We start from the raw sequence: 16,863 nt of genomic DNA, 5'->3' as shown, positions 1-16,863 counted from the left end.
CCGCTTCGCCCGCCCTGATCCTTCAGGCCGGCTGCAGGCTCTTTTCGGGCGCGGTTTCCGGCGCTTCCTTGCCCCCGCGCACGAGGCGGCCGGGCAGCGCGCCCGTGGAGCGGCCGTTGCGATAGGTGACCACGCCGCTCACGATCGTCGCGTCATAACCGTCCGCGCGCTGTTGCAGGCGGCGGCCGCCCGTCGGCAGATTATAGACGACATGCGGGGCGTAGAGGTGCAGCCTTTCCATGTCGATGATGTTGAGGTCCGCCTTGTACCCCGGCCTGATCAGGCCGCGGTCGTGCAGGCCGACGGCATGGGCCGGCTCATAGGTCAGCTTGCGCACGGCGTAGGGCAGGTCGACCTTCCTGTCGCCCTTGGCGTCGCGCACCCAATAGGTCAGGAAGTAGGTGGTATAGGCGGCGTCGCAGATCATGCTGTAATGCGCGCCGCCATCCCCCAGCGCCGGGAAGGTCCTGTCGTTCTTCACCAGATTGCGGCCGGAGCTTTCGAACTTCTCGCCTTCCGAATTGCCGAGAGGACGATAGAGCACTTCCCGCCCGTCGCGCTGGAGCAGCGCGTCATAGATCAATTCCTTGGGATCGACGCCCATGGCGCGGGCGCGGGCGCCGATGCTCTCGTCGCTGCGGGGATTGTAGTTCGGCGGATTGCCGAGCACGAACATGGCGTCAAGATCGGAGATGACATAGACGAAGAAGGCCTGCGGATCGTCCGGCTCCTCCGCGATCAGCTTCTTGCGGAACTCCGGATCGCGCATCCGTTCCACCTTCTCCTCCAGCGGCAGATGCTCGATAGCGCGGAAGCTGGGGTTGAAGGAGAAGGGATGCATGGACAGTTCAAGGCCCAGCAGCGCGCCGGTCGGACGCGGAATGATCTGGCCGCGCACTTCCAGGCCTTTATGTTTGGAGGCCTCCAGCCGGGCGACCATTTCCTGCCAGTCGCCTTCGCCCTTGGGCGTCTGCATGAAGGTGAAGGAAACCGGGCGGCCCGACGTCCGCGCAATGTCGTCCAGCAGGTCCATGCGCTCGGCCGCCGTCACGTCATAGCTGGGCACCATCTGGAACACGCCTTTGCCGGCGTCGCGCAGGCCCTCGGCCAGCGCCAGCACTTCCTGGTCCTCGCTCTTGACCGAAGGGGCGGGGCGACCGTCGCGGAACTGGTGCGCATAGCTGCGCGACGTGGTGACGCCCAGGGCGCCGGCGTGGATCGCCTCCGCAGTAAGGCGGCGCATTTCCGCCAAATCCTCTTGCGTCGGCGGTTCCAGATTGGCGCCGCGTTCGCCCATCACATAGACGCGCAGAGGACTGTGCGGCAATTGCGCGGCGAAATCGATGTCGCTTTCGCGCTTCTCCAGCGCATCCAGATATTCGGGGAAGGTTTCCCAGTTGAACGGCACGCCTTCGGCCATGACGACTTCGGGAATGTCCTCTACGCCTTCCATCAGCTTGATCATCAACCTGCGATGCTCGGGACGGGAGGGAGCGAAGCCGACGCCGCAATTGCCCATGACCACCGTCGTCACACCATGATCGGAGGAGGGGGCCAACCTGTTCTCCCAGGTGATCTGCCCGTCATAATGGGTATGCACGTCGACAAAACCCGGCGTGACGATGCGGCCGGCGGCGTCGATCTCTTCCCGCGCGATGCCCTGGACATCGCCCACCGCCGCGATCAACCCGTCCTTGACGGCGACATCTGCAACGAACGGCTCTCCGCCGCTGCCGTCATATATGCTACCCCCCCGGATGATGAGATCATAGTCGGGCATGAATGCTTCCTCTCAACTTGGCCTTCGGGCCTGTGATCTGATTGAGCAGTTCGATCGCAAAGCCTGCATCGCGGCCATTGCATCCTGTCAGCACGGAAGCCTGACTTATGGCCGCCCATGTGCCAAGCCGTCTCGTCCCGCACCGCGCCACATTTCAGATAAGCGATACCTGCACGGCCGATGGAGGAGGAGGAGGAAGAAGGAAGGAAGCAACGCCAAAATCCACGAAAGTACGATAATATATCTTATGTTAAATCAAATTGCGGCCGCTTCCAGCCTGTTCGTCCTGCCCAGCTTCATGGCGGCGGGCTGCGTTTACCTGATGATGGGCCGCTATCCTCGACACAAGGACTAAGCGCTGTCCCACCAATGCCCGCCCGGAGGACTCCACCGATAGTTAGGCCCCTAAAGGACTTTTCGTTCAATCCCGGAACAGCACCCCTTATGCTTCCGTCCGGCATCATGACGGAGGATGGGATGACTGAAATCACCAGGGCGAAGACACAGGAGCCCAAGGAACGGCGGCTGAAGACTGCGGTCGATCATGTCTTCGATCCTTTGGACCCGGAAACGATCCGCAATCCTGGCCCCGCCTATTCGGCGCTTGCCGCCCAATGTCCCTTTTATCACTATAAGGGAGAGGAATATCAGTTCTACATCACCAGCGATTACAAGGAAATTCGCGACAAGATCCTGTCCGACAATCCCATATGGTCGTTCAAATGGGGCGATGCACCCATGGATTGGGAAGCGTTCAGCGATTTCGGGATATTGACCGATCCCCCCTTCCACCTCGAATATATCGCCGCCCTGCGCAGGGGGATGACGCCGGCCCGCATGCGCTATTATCTGCCGGAGGTGGAGACGATTGCGGAAGATCTGGTCTCCGGACTGGAAAGTCGGGCGGACAAGCAGGGCAATTTCCACGATCTCTTCTGCCTCCCGCTGCCTGCCCGGACCATGTGTTTCATGCTGGGAGCCGACCAAGCGCTCCATGCCGATTACAAGCGCTGGGCGGATGAATTGCAGTCGCTGCTGTTCAACGACAGGAATCCGAACGCCGAACAGACGCTCATCGCGGAAATCCAGCCACATTTCATGGGCCTGATCGAAGCGCGCAGGCAATTGTTGCGCGACGCGGGCATCGATGAACCGACCCATGAACATTGGGGAACGGTGCTGCCGTTCGACTATATCTCGCTCGGTCTCGTCAGCCGCGTGGAGGGTAGGCGCTTCAACGACATGGAATTGTTCCAGATCTGCACCGCGCTATTGACCGGAGGGCAGGAAACGACCACCAGCCTGCTCACCAATGTGGTCTGGCGGCTGCTGGAAGCCCCCGAACGGTGGGAGCGGTTGAAGGCCGAGCCGCATCTGGTGGAAAATGTGATCGAGGAAAGCCTGCGCTTCGATCCGCCGATCAATTCCCATTTCCGCACCAGCCTGTGCCCGGTACAGATGCATGGCGCGGAGCTGCCCGAACGCAGCAAGCTCATGTTCTCGATGATGGGGGCCAATCGCGATCCGGACATCTTCCCCGATCCCGACAGCTTCATCATGGATCGGCCGCTCAACCAGGTGAAGCGGCATTTGTCCTTCGGCTATGGCGTTCATTTCTGCCTGGGGGCGCCCATCGCCCGCCTGGAGGCGCAGGTCGGCTTGCGGAAGCTGGTCGAACGCCTGCCCGATCTGCGTCTGACGGGAAGTCCCGAGCGGATCGATAGCTGGATCTATTGGGGACAACGCCAACTGCCTGTCGCCTGGGACTGATCACCTCTTTTCGTGCACTGAATGGCGATGGACACGGTGCGGCGATCATCGCGCCTGTCCCTGCATCCCCGCAAGGATCGCCATGCCCTCCATGGCCAGTCCCTGATCCAGTTCCGCGGCCAGCCGCCCCTTGATCTCACGCGTAAGCAGCATGCGGGTATAGCGGTTGGCAATGGCGGGTCGCGCGGCAATCGTGCGGGCCAGTTCCCACGCGCGGGGCATCAGGGCTTCGGGCGACAGCACCTCCCCCACCAGGCCCAGCGACAGGGCTTCGGCCGCGCCGATCTCCTGCCCCGTCATCAGGAAATAACGGCCGCGGTTCGGCCCCAGCAGCATCGGCCAGATGCTGTGCACGCCGTCGCCCGGCACCACGCCGGCCAGCGCGTGCGGCCTGTCCGCAAAGACGGTCTCTTCGGCCGCCAGCACGACATCGGCCAGCAGCGCGATCTCCGCATGGATGAAGGCGGGTCCGTTGACGGCCGCCAGCACCGGTATCTCGATCGCCAGCAGATTGTTGAGCAGCGCCCTGCCCTCGCGGAAGATCACGTCCCACGTCGCCGCGCCCATCTGCGGCATGTCGCAGTCCATGTCGAACTCCGCGCAGAAGCTGTCGCCCGTGCCGGTGATCAGCAGCACGCGCGCGTCGGGATCGGCGGCGACCTGCGCGAAGGCGATGCCCAGTTCCCTGTGCAACCCGCCCCAGAGCGCCCATTTGGCCGGGCCGCCGCGATGGTGGATGCGCAATTCGACGATCCCGTCATCCTGCGTCATTATGATATTGTCGAACGCCTCGCCCATCGCTCTTCCCCTCGTCCTTTTCCGTGCTATCAAGTGCATACTTGATAACTGGCGCCGACGCCATGGCAAGCAGGAAAGGCGATTGGAAGGATGACGAAGGTCAACGACGCGGTTCAGAACGTGCTGGACCAGCTTGTCGCGGAGGGCAAGGAAATCGGCATTCAGGTCAGCGCCTGGCTGGGCGAGGAACAGATTGTCGACTGCTGGGCGGGCCTTGCCGATGCCGCCACGGGCAGGCCGGTCGACGGCGACACGCTGTTCAACGTCTATTCCGTGTCGAAGGCGGTGACCGCCACCGCCCTGCATATCCAGGCCGAACGGGGCCTGGTCGAATATGATGCGCCCGTCGCCGCCTACTGGCCCGAATTCGCCCAGGCCGGAAAGGGCGACGTCACCCTCCGCCACGTCCTTTCCCATGTGTCTGGCGTGCTGCGCATGCCGCCCGACGTGACGCCCGAACTGATGACCAACTGGGACTGGATGTGCCGCCGCATCGCGGAGATGGAGGGGGTCTATCCCGCCGGCAGCCGTTCCTCCTACCAGTCGATGACCTTCGGCTGGATGGTGGGCGAAGTGGTGCGCCGGACCGATCCGAAACGCCGCCCCTTCGGCCAGTTCATCAAGGAGGAGATAGCGGACCCGCTGGGCGCCGCCGATCTGTGGATGGGCATAGCCGATGCCGTCGAACCCCGCATCGCCAGGCTGGACGCCGCCGCCGTCTATGTCGCCCCGGACAATAATATGATGCGGGAGGCGCAGCCCCTGATCGTCGACCTGATGCCCGATCCGTTCGAACGCCCCTATGTGCGCCGCGCCTGCATTCCGGCGGTCGGCGGCATCTTCAACGCGCGGAGCAACGCCCGTTTCTGGGCGATGCTGGCCAATGGCGGGCAGTTCAACGGCGTCCGCCTGCTGTCGGAGGAACGCGTCGCCAGCTTCGCCGCGCCGCGCCCGCATTTCGAGGACGCCGATCCCGTCTTCTTCGGCATGGTGGTGCCGATCGCCTGGTCGGGCTTCTGGCTGGGCGGCGCGGAAAATCCGCCCGTATCTGCCCCTCGCAACATGCGGGCGCTGTGCCATCCGGGCATGGGCGGCAATATCGGCTGGGCCGACCCCGACCTGAAGCTGGCGGTCGGCATCTGCCACAACCGCATGTTCGATACGGTCGATATTGCGGAAGACAGCCGCACCATCATTGGCGATGCCATCCGGGCGGCGCTCCGATGACCTATGATTATATCATCGTCGGCGGCGGCTCCGCCGGATGCGTGCTGGCCGACCGCCTGTCGGAAAATCCGGCGAACAGCGTGCTGCTGCTGGAGGCGGGGCCGGAGGACCGCAACCCCTTCATCCACATGCCGCGGGGCGCCGCAAAGCTCTACACCGACCCCCGCCATGTCTGGTATTTCCAGACCGAGGAGCATGAGGGCATTCCCGCCGAAACCTGGATACGCGGCAAGATGCTGGGCGGCTCCTCTTCCGTCAACGGCATGATGTATTTCCGCGGCCAGCCCGAAGATTATGACGGGTGGGAAGCGCTGGGCGCGAAAGGCTGGGGATGGAACCGGATCGGCGCGGCCTTCCGCGCGATGGAGGGGCATGAGCTGGGCGGCGACGCGCTGCGCGGGGGCGACGGGCCGCTGCGCATCTCGGTGGAACCGATGCGCGACCCGCTGACCGAAGCCTTCATCGCCGCGGGCGAGCAGATGGGCGTGCCCCGCGTCGACGATCTCAACCGGTCGGGTCGCGCAGGCGTCGGCTATACGCCGCGCACCATCTGGAAGGGCAAGCGGCAGAGCGCGGCCCAGACATTTCTGAAACGGGCGCGGGGCCGATCCAATCTGCACATCGTCACCGGCGCGATCGTCGACAGGGTCTTGTTCACCGGCCAGCGCGCAACCGGCGTCCGCGCCCATGTGAACGGCGTTGCCCGGGACTTCGCCAGCGGCCGCGACATCATCGTCAGCGCGGGCGCGCTGATGTCGCCGCAAATCCTCCAGCGCTCCGGCATCGGGGCGGCCGAACTGTTGCGCGACCTGGGCATTCCCGTCGTGGCGGACAGTCCGGGCGTGGGCGAACATATGCTGGAACACCGCCTGCTCTCCATGGTCTATGACCTTGCTGTTCCGCACAGCCAGAACAAGGAACTGGCCGGCCTGAAACTGGTCGGCAATGTGCTGCGCTATTATCTCACCCGCACCGGGCCGATGGCGGCGGGCTACGGCAATGTCGGCGCCTTCGCGACCGTGCTGCCGGAATCGGAGACGCCCGACATAGAGATATTGCTTTCCCCTGCCGTCGCGGCGCCGGACGCCAAGGGCAATATGGTCGCGGATGCAGCGCACAGCATCACCCTGTTCGGCTATCCGTTGCGCTCGCGCAGCGAAGGGTCCGTGCGGATCACGGCGGCCGATCCCATGGCCCCGGCGAAGATCCGCGCGGGCTATCTGACCGATCCCTATGATTGCGCGGTCACGGTCGCGATGCACCGCTATCTGCGCGACTGGATGTCCCGTCCCGCCATCGCGCCGATGATCGCGGGGGAGCGCGAGCCGACCCGATCGCTCCGGACCGACGATGAAATCCTCTCGGCCTTCCGCCAGATCGGCCAGGCGGGCTATCACGCCTGCGGCACCTGCCGCATGGGCGATTTCGACGATGCGGTGCTGGACGAAAAACTGCGCGTGAAGGGTGTCGACGGCTTGCGCGTCATGGATGGATCGATCATGCCTATGATGGTTTCGGCCAATACCAACGGGCCGATCATGGCGTCGGCATGGAACGCGGCCGACATTATCTTGGAGGGGCGCAATCGCTAAAATCCTGACAGACGAAACCGCCTCCGCCGAAGATGGCGGGCGCATGCGGCGGCGGCGGCGCACGCGCGAGGATGTGGTCCAGCGCATCTGCGACGCAGCGCGGCAATTGTTCGCGGAGCGCGGCTATGGCGGCACCACCACGCGGGAGATCGCGCGTCTGGCCGACGTCAGCGAAACCCTGCTGTTCCGCTATTATGGCGACAAGGCGGGACTGTTCAATGAAGTGGTGATCGCGCCGTTCGACGCGCTGATGGCCGACTTCGTCGAACTCCATCCCGATCCCACCGCGCCATTCCCCAGGCAGGCGGAAACGCGCCGCTTCACCCGGCAGGTCTATGAATTGTTCGAAGGCAATGAGGCGATGTTCCGCGCCCTGCTGGCCGGACCGCCAAGCGGCGGCGAGGATGCGGCGCCGGGCCTGCGCGGCCTTGCGCCCTTTTTCCAGCAATCGGTCGATCAGGTCCGTCAACGCTATGCGCTGGCGGGGATCGATCCGCCCTTCGACCTTGGCATCGGCGTGCGTCTGGGCTTCGGCATGATCGCCGCCAGCGTGATCCTGCGCGACGCGCTCTTCCCCGATCCGCCGGGCCGTGAGGCCGTGTTGGACGTGCTGGAGCAACTGATCGCCCAGTCGCTGGTGGGGCCGCCCATCGATTGACAGCCCGACTGGCCCGACTTATGTAGCATATGCTTCATAGGAGAGATTCCGGCCATGGAACCCGCCGTCAGAATTCAGGAATATGACGATCCGAGCTACGATCCGTTCAGCGCGGACGACATCAATTTCGGGGACACGCTCGATCCCTATGCGAAGATCGCGAAATGGCGGGCGCAGACCCCGGTGCTGGAAGGCGATTACCGCCCCAAAATGGGCCTGCAATCCGCCACTTACCCGGATCGCAAGATGTTCACGATCGTCGGTTCGGACGAGATATTGACGGTCCTGACCGACACCGACCGCTTTTCCAACCATGGCTACAGGTTCAACATCGGGGAAACCTTCGGCCAGGGCAGCATCAGCGTCATGGACAATCCCGAACATGGCCGCTGGCGGAAGATCTTCCAGAAAATATTCCTGCCCCAATATGTGAAAACATGGGGTGAAACCATTGTCGATCCGGTGGTTCATAAATTGATGGGCAGGTTCATGGGCACCGGCCGCGCCGACCTCATCGAACAATTCACCCTGCTTTATCCTTTCGAGGTGATCTATCAGCAGCTCGATCTCCCGGAATCGGACGTACGCACCTTCCAGCGGCTGGCCATTGGCCAGACCGACTATATGCACATCGACAAGGCGCAGGAGGCATCGCGCAAGCTGGGCGAATATTTCACCGCGCTGGTGGACGAACGGCGGCGCAATCCGGGCGACGATCTGGTCAGCCTGCTCGCCAATACCGAAGTGGACGGCGATTATCTGCCGCCGCTGGTGCTGATCTCCTTCCTGCGGCAATTGATGAACGCGGCGGGCGACACCACCTATCGCGGGACCAGCGTGCTGCTGACCGCGCTGCTGGAAAATCCCGACCAGCTCGACGCCATCCGGGAGGATCGAAAGCTCATACCCGTCGCAATCGAGGAGGCGCTGCGCTGGGACGGCCCCGTCGCCGTGCAGCTTCGCATGGCGAAGCAGGATGTGGTGCTCGGCGGCGTCGAAATTCCGGCCGGATCGCTGCTCGACGTGGTGGCGGGCGCCGCCAATCGCGACCCGGCGATCTTCCCCGATCCCGACAAGTTCGACATCTTCCGCGAGCGCAAGGCGCACTTCTCCTTCTCGCGCGGACCGCATATCTGCGTCGGCCAGCATCTGGCGCGGGTGGAGATGACCCGCGCGCTGCATGCGGTGCTGGATCATCTGCCCAATCTGCGCTTCGACCCCGACAAGCCGCGGCCCGAGATACGCGGCTCGATGATGCGCGTGCCCAGGCATCTCCATGTCCGCTTCGGCGACTGATCTTCATCCAGGGGACCCAATATGCCAAATGTGATCGTCACCACCCGCGATGGCGCGGAAAGGGAAATTGCCGCCGAAACCGGACTGTCCTTGATGGAAGCGATCCGCGATGCCGGGATCGACGAGATGCTGGCGCTTTGCGGAGGATGCTGTTCCTGCGCGACCTGCCATGTGAAGGTCGACCCGGCCTTCTTCAGGCTGTTGCCGACGGTCAGCGAGGATGAAAGCGACCTGCTGGACAGTTCCGAACATCGCGACGAATATTCGCGATTGTCCTGCCAGATTCCTCTCACGGCGGAGCTGGACGGCCTGCGCATCGCGATTGCGCCGGAGGATTGAGAGGCGGCGACCGGCGGGAGCCGCGATCCATCGCATCTGTGAAATCCTGACCCATGCGCAGGCGCGGCCCTTGCCTCGCCTGCCCCCTGGGTCAAGACAGTTTCGGAGAGGGAAAACAGAGAATGAGCGCTGACATGACAAGCGTGGCTGAAGGCGAGCTGGCACCGCGTCCCGACCATGTACCGGCCGCGCTGGTGCGCGATTTCAACATCTACGATATTCCGGGGTCGGCAGAGGATGTGCAGGCGGCCTATGCCGCGATCCAGCAGGCCAATCCCGATATATTCTGGACCCCCCATAATGGCGGTCACTGGGTTGCAACCCGCAGCGACGACATCATCGCGATGCAGCGCGACTATCATCATTTCTCGCACAAGCACATCGTCCTGCCCCCGATGCCGGAAGGCACGCCGCGCCAGATCCCGCTGGAGATGGACCCGCCCGAACATGCGCGATACCGGCGCCCGCTGATGCAGTCGCTGATGCCTGCCGTGGTCTCCGAACTGGAGAGCAAGGTGCGCGATGTCGCGGTGGAGGCGATAGAGCGCGTGCTGCCGCGGGGCGAATGCGAATTCATCGAGGATTTCGCCAAGATCCTCCCCATCCACGTCTTCCTGGAACTGGTCGATCTGCCGATCTCCGACAAGCATCGCCTGTTGCCGATCGCGGAACGTTCGGTGCGCGGCCACACCGCCGAAATACGGTTGCAGGCGCAGCAGGAAATGGGCGGTTATCTGATAGATGAAATTCGCGCCCGTCGCGACAATCCCGGAGAGGATTTGCTGAGCAAGCTGGTCAACGTCAATGTCGGTGAAGGTCGGATTTCCGAAATGGAGGCCGTCAGTTACGCAACGCTGGTGTTGTTCGGCGGGCTCGACACCGTGGCCGGCATGATTGGTTTCATCGCCCGTTTCCTGGCCCTGAATCCAGGTCATCGCCGTCAGTTGGTCGAGCGGCTGGATGATGAGGATTTCATCAAGCATGCGATTGAGGAGATGATTCGTCGTCACGGTCTGGCCAATACGTCCCGCGTGATCACCGAGAACCTCGAATATAAGGGCGTATATTTCCAGGCGGGCGACCGCATATTGCCCGCCAATCTCTGGGTCGGTACGGACGACCGGGTGAACGCAGATCCGCTGGTGGTGGATTTCAGCCGTGAAAAGCCGGTGCACGCGGCGTTCGGAAACGGAGCCCATGCCTGTCCGGGCGCAGTGCTGGCGCGGCGGGAAATTCGCATTTTCCTCCAGGAATGGCTGAGCCGCATTCCGGATTTTCGCATCAAGCCGGGAACGAAGCCGGTACTGGCGACGGGCATGGTCAACGGTGTGCTCAGTCTGGACCTGTGCTGGCCCTGAGCCGCCGTCGATAGCTCCATGCCGGTGGAGGGCAGCGCGAACATGCCTCGCAAGCCTCTGGACCAACTCAACGCCGGCCGTTCCTTCTATGCACAGCGCATGCCCGAGATGGAGAGCGAGCATTTCGGGCCGCTCTGGCATTTGTTCACGGTCGGGCATCTGGTCACGACCGATCTGGACGGCATCGCGGGCAAGCTGGGATATAGTTTCGCTGATCTCGACCTTCTCGGCACGCTGGCGATCGATCAGGACATGCCGCACCGGGCGACCGATCTCGCCTCCACCCTCCATATATCCAATGCCGTGATCTCGACCAGGATCGCGCGCCTGGAAAAGGCGGGCGTGCTGAAGCGCCAGCGCAACCCGGAGGACCGACGGGTTTTCGACCTGGCGCTGACGCCGCCGGGACGCGCGCTCATCGAGCGAGCCATTGTCGACATTGCCGCGCAGTCGAAGCTGGTCCGCTTCTTCCGCCAACTCAGCCCCACCGACCGGCAGACCTTGTCCCGGCTGCTGGGCGACCTGCACCAGCGGTTCGACCGCGAATTCATCGGCGGGCTGTAGCACCGCCAGGTCTGGAGCGCGCTGCACTGAATCGGACGCGGGTCGCGCGCTCCAAATTCCGTTTCCGCATCCTTTCGGGCGGAAAACCGGTTCTCGCCCTTCGACAGGCTCAGAACAGGCTTTTCCGCCCGATGCTTTAGCCCGATGCCCGGTCCGCCAGCGACCGCGAGGCATGTTCCGGTCAGATCAGGCCTTGGCGGCGCGCCGCTTTGGCGACGGCGGTGAATTCATCATAGACGGTCAGAGGTTCATGAACGATGGCATCGTCCGTGACGCTGCCCCAGTGAGCGGCAATATCCTCCACGCTGGGCGGCATAGGCCCCATCGGCGCAACCCAGCCATCGGCGGCGCAGATGCGCACCTTCGCGTAACGGCCGCTATTCTGCGAATAGATGCCGTGGGTGGAAGTGCATTGTTCGCTGACCAGATAGACTGCCAGCGGCGTATTGAACGCCACTTCGATGCGGCCCTCGCTCGCGGCGTAATCGGCGCCTTGCACCGCCTCCGCAAAGGCGGGGATTTCCATGAAACCAGCGTCCATTTCCGCTGCCAGCCGGGATTGCGCGGTGGGCAGCAGCAGGTTCGACGTGATGCCATAGGCCGATCCCTCGATGGCGACGATATGGCTGAGGCCCATGAGGCCGCCCTTTGCCGCTGCGTAATTGGCCTGCCAGGCGTGGCCGAACATGGCGGATGCCGAACCGGTGAAAAGGAACCGGCCGTAGCCGTTTCGACGCATTGCGCGATAGGCGGGCTGGGCGACATAGATGGCCCCTTTCAGATGCACGTCGATGATCGCGTCGATCTGCTCATCGGTCAGATCTTCGAACCGGCCATTGCGCAGGAAGCCTGCATTGTTGATGCAGATGTCGACCTTGCCGAAGGCATCTAGCGCGGTCTGGACAATGGCCGCACCTCCCTGTCGCGTCGACACGCTGTCGTAATTGGCGACCGCTTCCCCGCCCTTGCCGCGAATTTCCTGGACCACCAGGTCCGCCGCATTATGCGATTGCCCCTGCCCCGATCCGCTGCCTCCCAGATCGTTCACGACGACCTTCGCGCCGCGCCGGGCAAGCTCCAGCGCGTAATCCTTGCCCAAACCGTTGCCTGCGCCGGTGATGATCGCCACGCGGCCGTCGAAACGCAAATCGGTCATGTCCATCCTCTTCTTCCATTCTCTTTCGGCCCATGCGTTCGTCACGCGCAAACAGGCGGTCATCCATGGCGAGCGGCAGCCGGGGCGATCCTATCCCTTCGCCCGACCGGCGCCAGCATGGGCAAGAAAGATCGGCTATTCGATGAAAACAGGCGTCAGGGGTACTCAGTTTACGCTCTGGACCTGACCGCCGTCCACGCGGACATTGGCGCCGGTCATGTATCCGGCATGCGGGCTCGCGATCATGCAGACGACATGGGCGATCTCCTCGACCCGGCCGATGCGGCCGACGGGGATCGGCGTCAACTCGCGAGCGGCGCGGGCTTCTGCTTCCTCCAGGGAAATGTCGCCCCAGCCCATGTTCCGCTTGAGATTGCCGAGCCATGCCTCGACTGCCGGAGTGAGGATCATGCCGGGGCTGACACTGTTCGCGGTGACGCCGCAGGGTCCCAGTGCCTTCGCCAGGCTGACGGTCATGTTCAGCATGGCCGCCTTGGCCGCGCCATAATCCGGGCCGAAGGCGATGGGCTGCGTGGCCGCGGCACTGGCGATGTTGATGATGCGGCCCCATCCTTTCGCCTGCATCGCGGGCAGAAGCCGCCGGATCATCCGCGCGGCGGCAATGGCGTTGAGCTGATAGGTACCCTCCCAACCCTCTTCGTCCACCTCCGTCCAATGCATGGCAGAGGTGCCCACGGCGCCGCCGGCATTGTTCACCAATATGTCGACCTCCCCGACTGCCTTCGCCACCGCGTCCGCCCCTGCATCGGTGGAAAGATCGCCAATCGCCACGCAGACGCCGCGGCCAATCGAATCCGCCACGGCACGCGCCTTTTCCGCATCGCGGCCATGCACAATCACGGCGCAGCCTTCCGCCGCCAATAGTCGGGCTATGCCCGCGCCGATGCCGGAACTGCTGCCCGTCACCAGCGCGCGCTTGTCTGCCAGTCCAAGGTCCATGCCTGCCTCTCCTATGCTTTCACGATATGCTCGATGGCGATCATGGTCGCGTAATCGCTGACGAACTCGGCCACGTCCGCCGTAATCACGGCGATGTCCTCCGGGCTTCTGAACAACCCGTCGCGCAGCGCCGCTTCGCTTGGAAAATGAAGATGGGCCATGCCGAACCAGGGAACCGCCGGCGAAAAACGATCCTGCACATAGCGGTTCATGCCGACATGGATTTCGCAGGCGAGCGGGATATGTTCGTTCCAGTGCCGTTCCACATCCTGTCGTGGCAAAGCTTCGATGGCGCGGATGAAGGAAAGCTGGGAAAGGCCCGGCGTGATGCCGATCGGCAAGCGCGCAGCCGCTGCCTTGCCGACGATCTGGGCGGAGGAGCGCACCTCCACGTCTTCCCAATCGGAGCGGATGCTGTGGGCATCGAGCGCGGCGTCGGACCAAAGTTCGATCACCGCATCGTAAACCGGCGGCGTCGGAACACCGCCGGGCTCAGCCGGAGCATTCAGCCCTTTATGCACGACGATCCGCTCGGCCGCCTTGGCCCAGGTCTGCGCCGCGGCCCATTCGGGCGCGGATGCGGCCATGACGGACCGCGGTCCGCGCAAAAGGATGACCCGCTTCATCTTGCCCTCTCCCTGATCGCTCTTGCGCGACCGACTCGCATTTAATAAAATAAACGGTATAGTTTTATTTCGATGGAGCAAGCGTGCCCGGCGAAGACATCACAAGACCGCGCCGGGGGAGGCCGACCAATGCGGATGCGCCGGTGCGCGAGGCCGGACTGATCGAGGCAGCGGCGCGCGCCTTTCTGATGCACGGCTATGCCGGCGCGAGCATGGACCATATCGCCGCCGTCGCCAGGGTCAGCAAGGCGACAATCTATGCCCGCTTCAACAACAAGGCCGCGCTGTTCGAGGCCGTCGCCCTCCACAGCGTCGCGTCCATGCGCAGCGATGTGCGAAGCATCGCGACCGAGGGGCGGGAACCCGCCGGGGTGCTGACGGACTTCGCCCTTCGCATCACCGGCGAAGTGGCGGAGGCGGAGCGGATCGCCCTGCTCCGTCTCGCCATCGCCGCGAAGGAACGCTTCCCCGACATAGCCAAGCGGCTGCACGGCCATATCGCTGATACGGTGGCGCCGATAACCGCCTATCTCACCCATTTGCGGGAGGCGGGGTACGAGATCGACGATCCCGCCCAACTGGCCCAGCACTTCATCAATCTGGCCAATGGGGGGCTGCGTTTCCTCCTGACCGACGACTTCACGGACGAGGCGTTTCGGCAGCAATGGGCGACCCGCGTGGTCGCATTGTTCCTGCGAGGGATAGAGCGCTGAGCGGCAGACGGCATCCATGTCGATAGGGACATGCATCAAGCATGCATTGTTTACGCGCTTCTCCCCCCTCCGATTGTCGACCTCGCGCTTTTCTGAGACGTCTGGGGGCGAGTGGGCGAGTGGGCGAGGAGACGGCATATGAGGCGCTGGCTGATCACAGGCATTTCGAGCGGCATCGGCGCGGCGTTGGCGAAAGCCGCTCTGGCGCGGGGCGACCATGTCACTGGCGCCGCCCGCGACGCGCAAGCGATCAGCGCATTCGAAGCGGAGGGCGCAGGCCGCACCAGGGGAATCGTCGCGGACATGAGCGATCCCAGGCAGGTTTTGAGGCTTGCATGCGAAGCGCTGGCGGCCGGGCATGTGGACATATTGGTCAACAATGCCGGGCAGAGCCTGTTCGGCGCGGTCGAGGAGGTCGATCTGGATGATGCGCGCGGGCTGTTCGAGGTCAATTTCTTCAGTCCCTGGGCATTGACCCAGGCGCTGCTGCCGCATTTCCGCTCGCGCGGATCGGGCACGATCGTTCAATTGTCGTCGGGCTGCGGTCTGAACGGCACGCCCGGCCTCGGCGCTTACTGCGCGAGCAAATTCGCGCTGGAAGGCTTGACCGAAACGCTGGCGCTGGAGGTTGCAGCCCTGGGCATCCGCACCATGTTGGTCGAGCCGGGCGCGATCGCCACCCGCTTCATCAGCCATGGCACGCGCGAGGCGCAGCTCCGCATTGCCGATTACGGCTTTCTGTCGGGGCAGGGCAAGACGGTGCTGGACGGCTATTACGCCACCGCCGCCAGCCCGCCGGAAGCGGTGGCGGAGGCGATATTGGCGGCGCTGGACGGCGAAACGCTGCCCCTGCGCCTGCCGGTGGGAGAGGATATGCGCGGGGCGCTGGCGCAAAAGGCATCGGCGCTGGCTGCGCTGGCCGGTTGACGATGCGGCACTGAAGACTGCGCTATCGCAAGGATTTTCAGTTCGTCAGGATGACCTTGCCGTTCAATCCGCCCGCATCGACCAGCCGCTGCGCTTCCGCCGCTTGATCGAGCGGCAGGATGCGGGCGATGGGCACGGCGATCCTGCCCTGCGCGACGGCGGCGCCCAGACGGACGGCGTCGGGACCGCTCGGGACGACCGCGAAAAATTCTGGCGCAGACGGCAATTCGTCGCTCGGGATCGGCGTGGTGGCGGCGGTCAGCACCCGGCCGCCGGGCTTCAGATGCCGGCAAAGCGCGCCGACTGCTTCGCCGCCCACAGTGTCGATGACATGATCGAAGGACGCGCCGCTCCAATCCTCCTTGCCCAGGGCGATCACATCGTCAGCACCCAGAGCGCGCACAGCCTCGACATGAGCGGCGCGGACGGCGGCGGTCACATGGACGCCCCGCTCCTTCGCCGCAAACAGGGCGAAACGGCCGACGGCGCCCAGCGCGCCCGTCAGCATCAGCCTCTGGCCCGCCTGAAGGTCCAACCCGCGTTCGACCATCTGCAATCCGGTCAGGCCAGCGGTAGGTATCGCGGCGGCGGTCGGCAGATCGAGGCCATCGGGCACCGGCGCCAGATGATCGGCGGCCACGGCGACCTGCTCGGCATAGCCGCCCTTGCGAAACGGATCGAGCATGCCGAAGACGCGGGCGCCGGGCGCAAAGCCCTCCCCGCCGATGACTTCGCCCGCCACGTCATAGCCCAGGACATGAGGGAAACCGACAGGCGCGAAGCTTTCGAACAGGCCCGCCCGCCATTTGCCGTCCGCCGGATTGGCGGCCGCGGCCAGGATGCGCACCAGCGTTTCCCCCTGCTTGGGCTGCGGTGGCGGCAGATCGGCAGGTTCCAACACCTCCGGGCCGCCATGGCGGTTGATCACGATCGCCTTCACCCCTGCATCTCCTTCATTCGGCCAGGATCATCGACGCGCTCCGTTGGCGCTGATCTTGTGGCGAAGCCGGGCATCGGCGGGAAGCATGTCAGGCGCAATCATCACGTCGGTGATTAGGGTCTTAAGGTGCCAGCGGCTACTCTCCCGGCACAATTGATG

Annotated in this window: 17 protein-coding genes; 11 read left to right on the top strand and 6 right to left on the bottom strand. The window is 64.0% G+C overall.

Annotated elements, in window-relative coordinates:
- Nucleotides 1-22 precede the first annotated feature (22 nt).
- A complete protein-coding gene (locus EWH10_RS11585; RefSeq protein WP_044660656.1) occupies nucleotides 23-1,780 on the bottom strand; it encodes an N-acyl-D-amino-acid deacylase family protein in 1,758 nt (585 codons plus the stop codon).
- A gap of 477 nt (nucleotides 1,781-2,257) precedes the next feature.
- Between EWH10_RS11585 and EWH10_RS11580 the strand changes: the two genes are divergently transcribed.
- The gene (locus EWH10_RS11580) at nucleotides 2,258-3,550 is read left to right on the top strand and encodes a cytochrome P450 (protein WP_025552200.1); all 1,293 of its coding nucleotides are present in this window, start codon (nucleotides 2,258-2,260) and stop codon (nucleotides 3,548-3,550) included.
- A gap of 45 nt (nucleotides 3,551-3,595) precedes the next feature.
- Here the strand turns inward: EWH10_RS11580 and EWH10_RS11575 are convergent, their stop codons facing one another.
- A complete protein-coding gene (locus EWH10_RS11575) occupies nucleotides 3,596-4,348 on the bottom strand; it encodes an enoyl-CoA hydratase/isomerase family protein (RefSeq protein ID WP_025552201.1) in 753 nt (250 codons plus the stop codon).
- Between the two features lie 90 nt (nucleotides 4,349-4,438).
- On the opposite strand from EWH10_RS11575, the gene EWH10_RS11570 reads away from it, so the two are divergent.
- From EWH10_RS11570 to EWH10_RS11540, 7 genes are all read left to right on the top strand, one after another.
- Nucleotides 4,439-5,575 carry an EstA family serine hydrolase gene (locus tag EWH10_RS11570; protein ID WP_025552203.1) on the top strand — a complete coding sequence of 379 codons (1,137 nt, stop codon included), beginning with the start codon at nucleotides 4,439-4,441 and terminating at the stop codon, nucleotides 5,573-5,575.
- A complete protein-coding gene (locus EWH10_RS11565; protein WP_025551993.1) occupies nucleotides 5,572-7,167 on the top strand; it encodes a GMC family oxidoreductase in 1,596 nt (531 codons plus the stop codon). The genes EWH10_RS11570 and EWH10_RS11565 overlap by 4 nt, the downstream gene beginning before the upstream one ends.
- A gap of 43 nt (nucleotides 7,168-7,210) precedes the next feature.
- Nucleotides 7,211-7,825 (top strand): TetR/AcrR family transcriptional regulator, encoded by a 615-nt coding sequence (locus EWH10_RS11560; RefSeq protein ID WP_025551994.1) that lies wholly within the window; start codon nucleotides 7,211-7,213, stop codon nucleotides 7,823-7,825.
- A 54-nt stretch (nucleotides 7,826-7,879) separates the two neighbouring features.
- Nucleotides 7,880-9,121 carry a cytochrome P450 gene (locus EWH10_RS11555; RefSeq protein WP_025551996.1) on the top strand — a complete coding sequence of 414 codons (1,242 nt, stop codon included), beginning with the start codon at nucleotides 7,880-7,882 and terminating at the stop codon, nucleotides 9,119-9,121.
- Nucleotides 9,122-9,142: 21 nt separating this feature from the next.
- Complete coding sequence (locus EWH10_RS11550) at nucleotides 9,143-9,460, top strand: 2Fe-2S iron-sulfur cluster-binding protein (RefSeq protein WP_025551998.1); 318 nt, start codon at nucleotides 9,143-9,145, stop codon at nucleotides 9,458-9,460.
- A 134-nt stretch (nucleotides 9,461-9,594) separates the two neighbouring features.
- Nucleotides 9,595-10,818, top strand: a complete 1,224-nt coding sequence (locus tag EWH10_RS11545) for a cytochrome P450 (RefSeq protein WP_025552000.1) — start codon at nucleotides 9,595-9,597, stop codon at nucleotides 10,816-10,818.
- A gap of 42 nt (nucleotides 10,819-10,860) precedes the next feature.
- Nucleotides 10,861-11,382, top strand: coding sequence for a MarR family winged helix-turn-helix transcriptional regulator (locus EWH10_RS11540; protein WP_044662872.1), 522 nt, complete (start codon nucleotides 10,861-10,863; stop codon nucleotides 11,380-11,382).
- Between the two features lie 181 nt (nucleotides 11,383-11,563).
- Here the strand turns inward: EWH10_RS11540 and EWH10_RS11535 are convergent, their stop codons facing one another.
- Nucleotides 11,564-12,538 carry an SDR family NAD(P)-dependent oxidoreductase gene (locus EWH10_RS11535; protein WP_025552002.1) on the bottom strand — a complete coding sequence of 325 codons (975 nt, stop codon included), beginning with the start codon at nucleotides 12,536-12,538 and terminating at the stop codon, nucleotides 11,564-11,566.
- Here EWH10_RS11535 and EWH10_RS11530 point away from each other — a divergent pair.
- Nucleotides 12,537-12,725, top strand: a complete 189-nt coding sequence (locus tag EWH10_RS11530) for a hypothetical protein (RefSeq protein ID WP_128830886.1) — start codon at nucleotides 12,537-12,539, stop codon at nucleotides 12,723-12,725. The two genes, EWH10_RS11535 and EWH10_RS11530, sit on opposite strands and share 2 nt — an antisense overlap.
- On the opposite strand, the gene EWH10_RS11525 is transcribed toward EWH10_RS11530, so the two are convergent.
- Entirely contained in the window at nucleotides 12,704-13,498 is a 795-nt protein-coding gene (locus tag EWH10_RS11525; RefSeq protein WP_065846530.1) for an SDR family NAD(P)-dependent oxidoreductase, read from the bottom strand. The genes EWH10_RS11530 and EWH10_RS11525 overlap by 22 nt on opposite strands.
- 11 nt (nucleotides 13,499-13,509) lie before the next feature.
- Nucleotides 13,510-14,124 carry an EthD family reductase gene (locus EWH10_RS11520; RefSeq protein ID WP_025550578.1) on the bottom strand — a complete coding sequence of 205 codons (615 nt, stop codon included), beginning with the start codon at nucleotides 14,122-14,124 and terminating at the stop codon, nucleotides 13,510-13,512.
- A gap of 83 nt (nucleotides 14,125-14,207) precedes the next feature.
- Here EWH10_RS11520 and EWH10_RS11515 point away from each other — a divergent pair, with 83 nt between their 5' ends.
- Nucleotides 14,208-14,837, top strand: coding sequence for a TetR/AcrR family transcriptional regulator (locus EWH10_RS11515; RefSeq protein ID WP_025550580.1), 630 nt, complete (start codon nucleotides 14,208-14,210; stop codon nucleotides 14,835-14,837).
- Between the two features lie 138 nt (nucleotides 14,838-14,975).
- Nucleotides 14,976-15,764, top strand: coding sequence for an SDR family oxidoreductase (locus EWH10_RS11510; protein ID WP_025550582.1), 789 nt, complete (start codon nucleotides 14,976-14,978; stop codon nucleotides 15,762-15,764).
- A 37-nt stretch (nucleotides 15,765-15,801) separates the two neighbouring features.
- Here the strand turns inward: EWH10_RS11510 and EWH10_RS11505 are convergent, their stop codons facing one another.
- Entirely contained in the window at nucleotides 15,802-16,704 is a 903-nt protein-coding gene (locus EWH10_RS11505; RefSeq protein ID WP_065846529.1) for an NADP-dependent oxidoreductase, read from the bottom strand.
- Nucleotides 16,705-16,863 lie beyond the last annotated feature (159 nt).

The sequence above is a fragment of the Sphingobium fuliginis genome, assembly GCF_004152845.1.
Lineage (GTDB): Bacteria > Pseudomonadota > Alphaproteobacteria > Sphingomonadales > Sphingomonadaceae > Sphingobium > Sphingobium fuliginis.
The sequence above is the reverse complement of the archived record's forward strand: the minus strand, read 5'-3'. Positions and strand labels throughout refer to the sequence as shown.

Excerpts from the sequence above, each read along its gene's own strand:
- EWH10_RS11585 (WP_044660656.1), bottom strand. The coding sequence starts at position 1,780 with ATGCCCGACTATGATCTCATCATCCGGGGGGGTAGCATATATGACGGC.
- EWH10_RS11580 (WP_025552200.1), top strand. The coding sequence starts at position 2,258 with ATGACTGAAATCACCAGGGCGAAGACACAGGAGCCCAAGGAACGGCGG.
- EWH10_RS11575 (WP_025552201.1), bottom strand. The coding sequence starts at position 4,348 with ATGGGCGAGGCGTTCGACAATATCATAATGACGCAGGATGACGGGATC.
- EWH10_RS11570 (WP_025552203.1), top strand. The coding sequence starts at position 4,439 with ATGACGAAGGTCAACGACGCGGTTCAGAACGTGCTGGACCAGCTTGTC.
- EWH10_RS11565 (WP_025551993.1), top strand. The coding sequence starts at position 5,572 with ATGACCTATGATTATATCATCGTCGGCGGCGGCTCCGCCGGATGCGTG.
- EWH10_RS11560 (WP_025551994.1), top strand. The coding sequence starts at position 7,211 with ATGCGGCGGCGGCGGCGCACGCGCGAGGATGTGGTCCAGCGCATCTGC.
- EWH10_RS11555 (WP_025551996.1), top strand. The coding sequence starts at position 7,880 with ATGGAACCCGCCGTCAGAATTCAGGAATATGACGATCCGAGCTACGAT.
- EWH10_RS11550 (WP_025551998.1), top strand. The coding sequence starts at position 9,143 with ATGCCAAATGTGATCGTCACCACCCGCGATGGCGCGGAAAGGGAAATT.
- EWH10_RS11545 (WP_025552000.1), top strand. The coding sequence starts at position 9,595 with ATGACAAGCGTGGCTGAAGGCGAGCTGGCACCGCGTCCCGACCATGTA.
- EWH10_RS11540 (WP_044662872.1), top strand. The coding sequence starts at position 10,861 with ATGCCTCGCAAGCCTCTGGACCAACTCAACGCCGGCCGTTCCTTCTAT.
- EWH10_RS11530 (WP_128830886.1), top strand. The coding sequence starts at position 12,537 with ATGTCCATCCTCTTCTTCCATTCTCTTTCGGCCCATGCGTTCGTCACG.
- EWH10_RS11535 (WP_025552002.1), bottom strand. The coding sequence starts at position 12,538 with ATGACCGATTTGCGTTTCGACGGCCGCGTGGCGATCATCACCGGCGCA.
- EWH10_RS11525 (WP_065846530.1), bottom strand. The coding sequence starts at position 13,498 with ATGGACCTTGGACTGGCAGACAAGCGCGCGCTGGTGACGGGCAGCAGT.
- EWH10_RS11520 (WP_025550578.1), bottom strand. The coding sequence starts at position 14,124 with ATGAAGCGGGTCATCCTTTTGCGCGGACCGCGGTCCGTCATGGCCGCA.
- EWH10_RS11510 (WP_025550582.1), top strand. The coding sequence starts at position 14,976 with ATGAGGCGCTGGCTGATCACAGGCATTTCGAGCGGCATCGGCGCGGCG.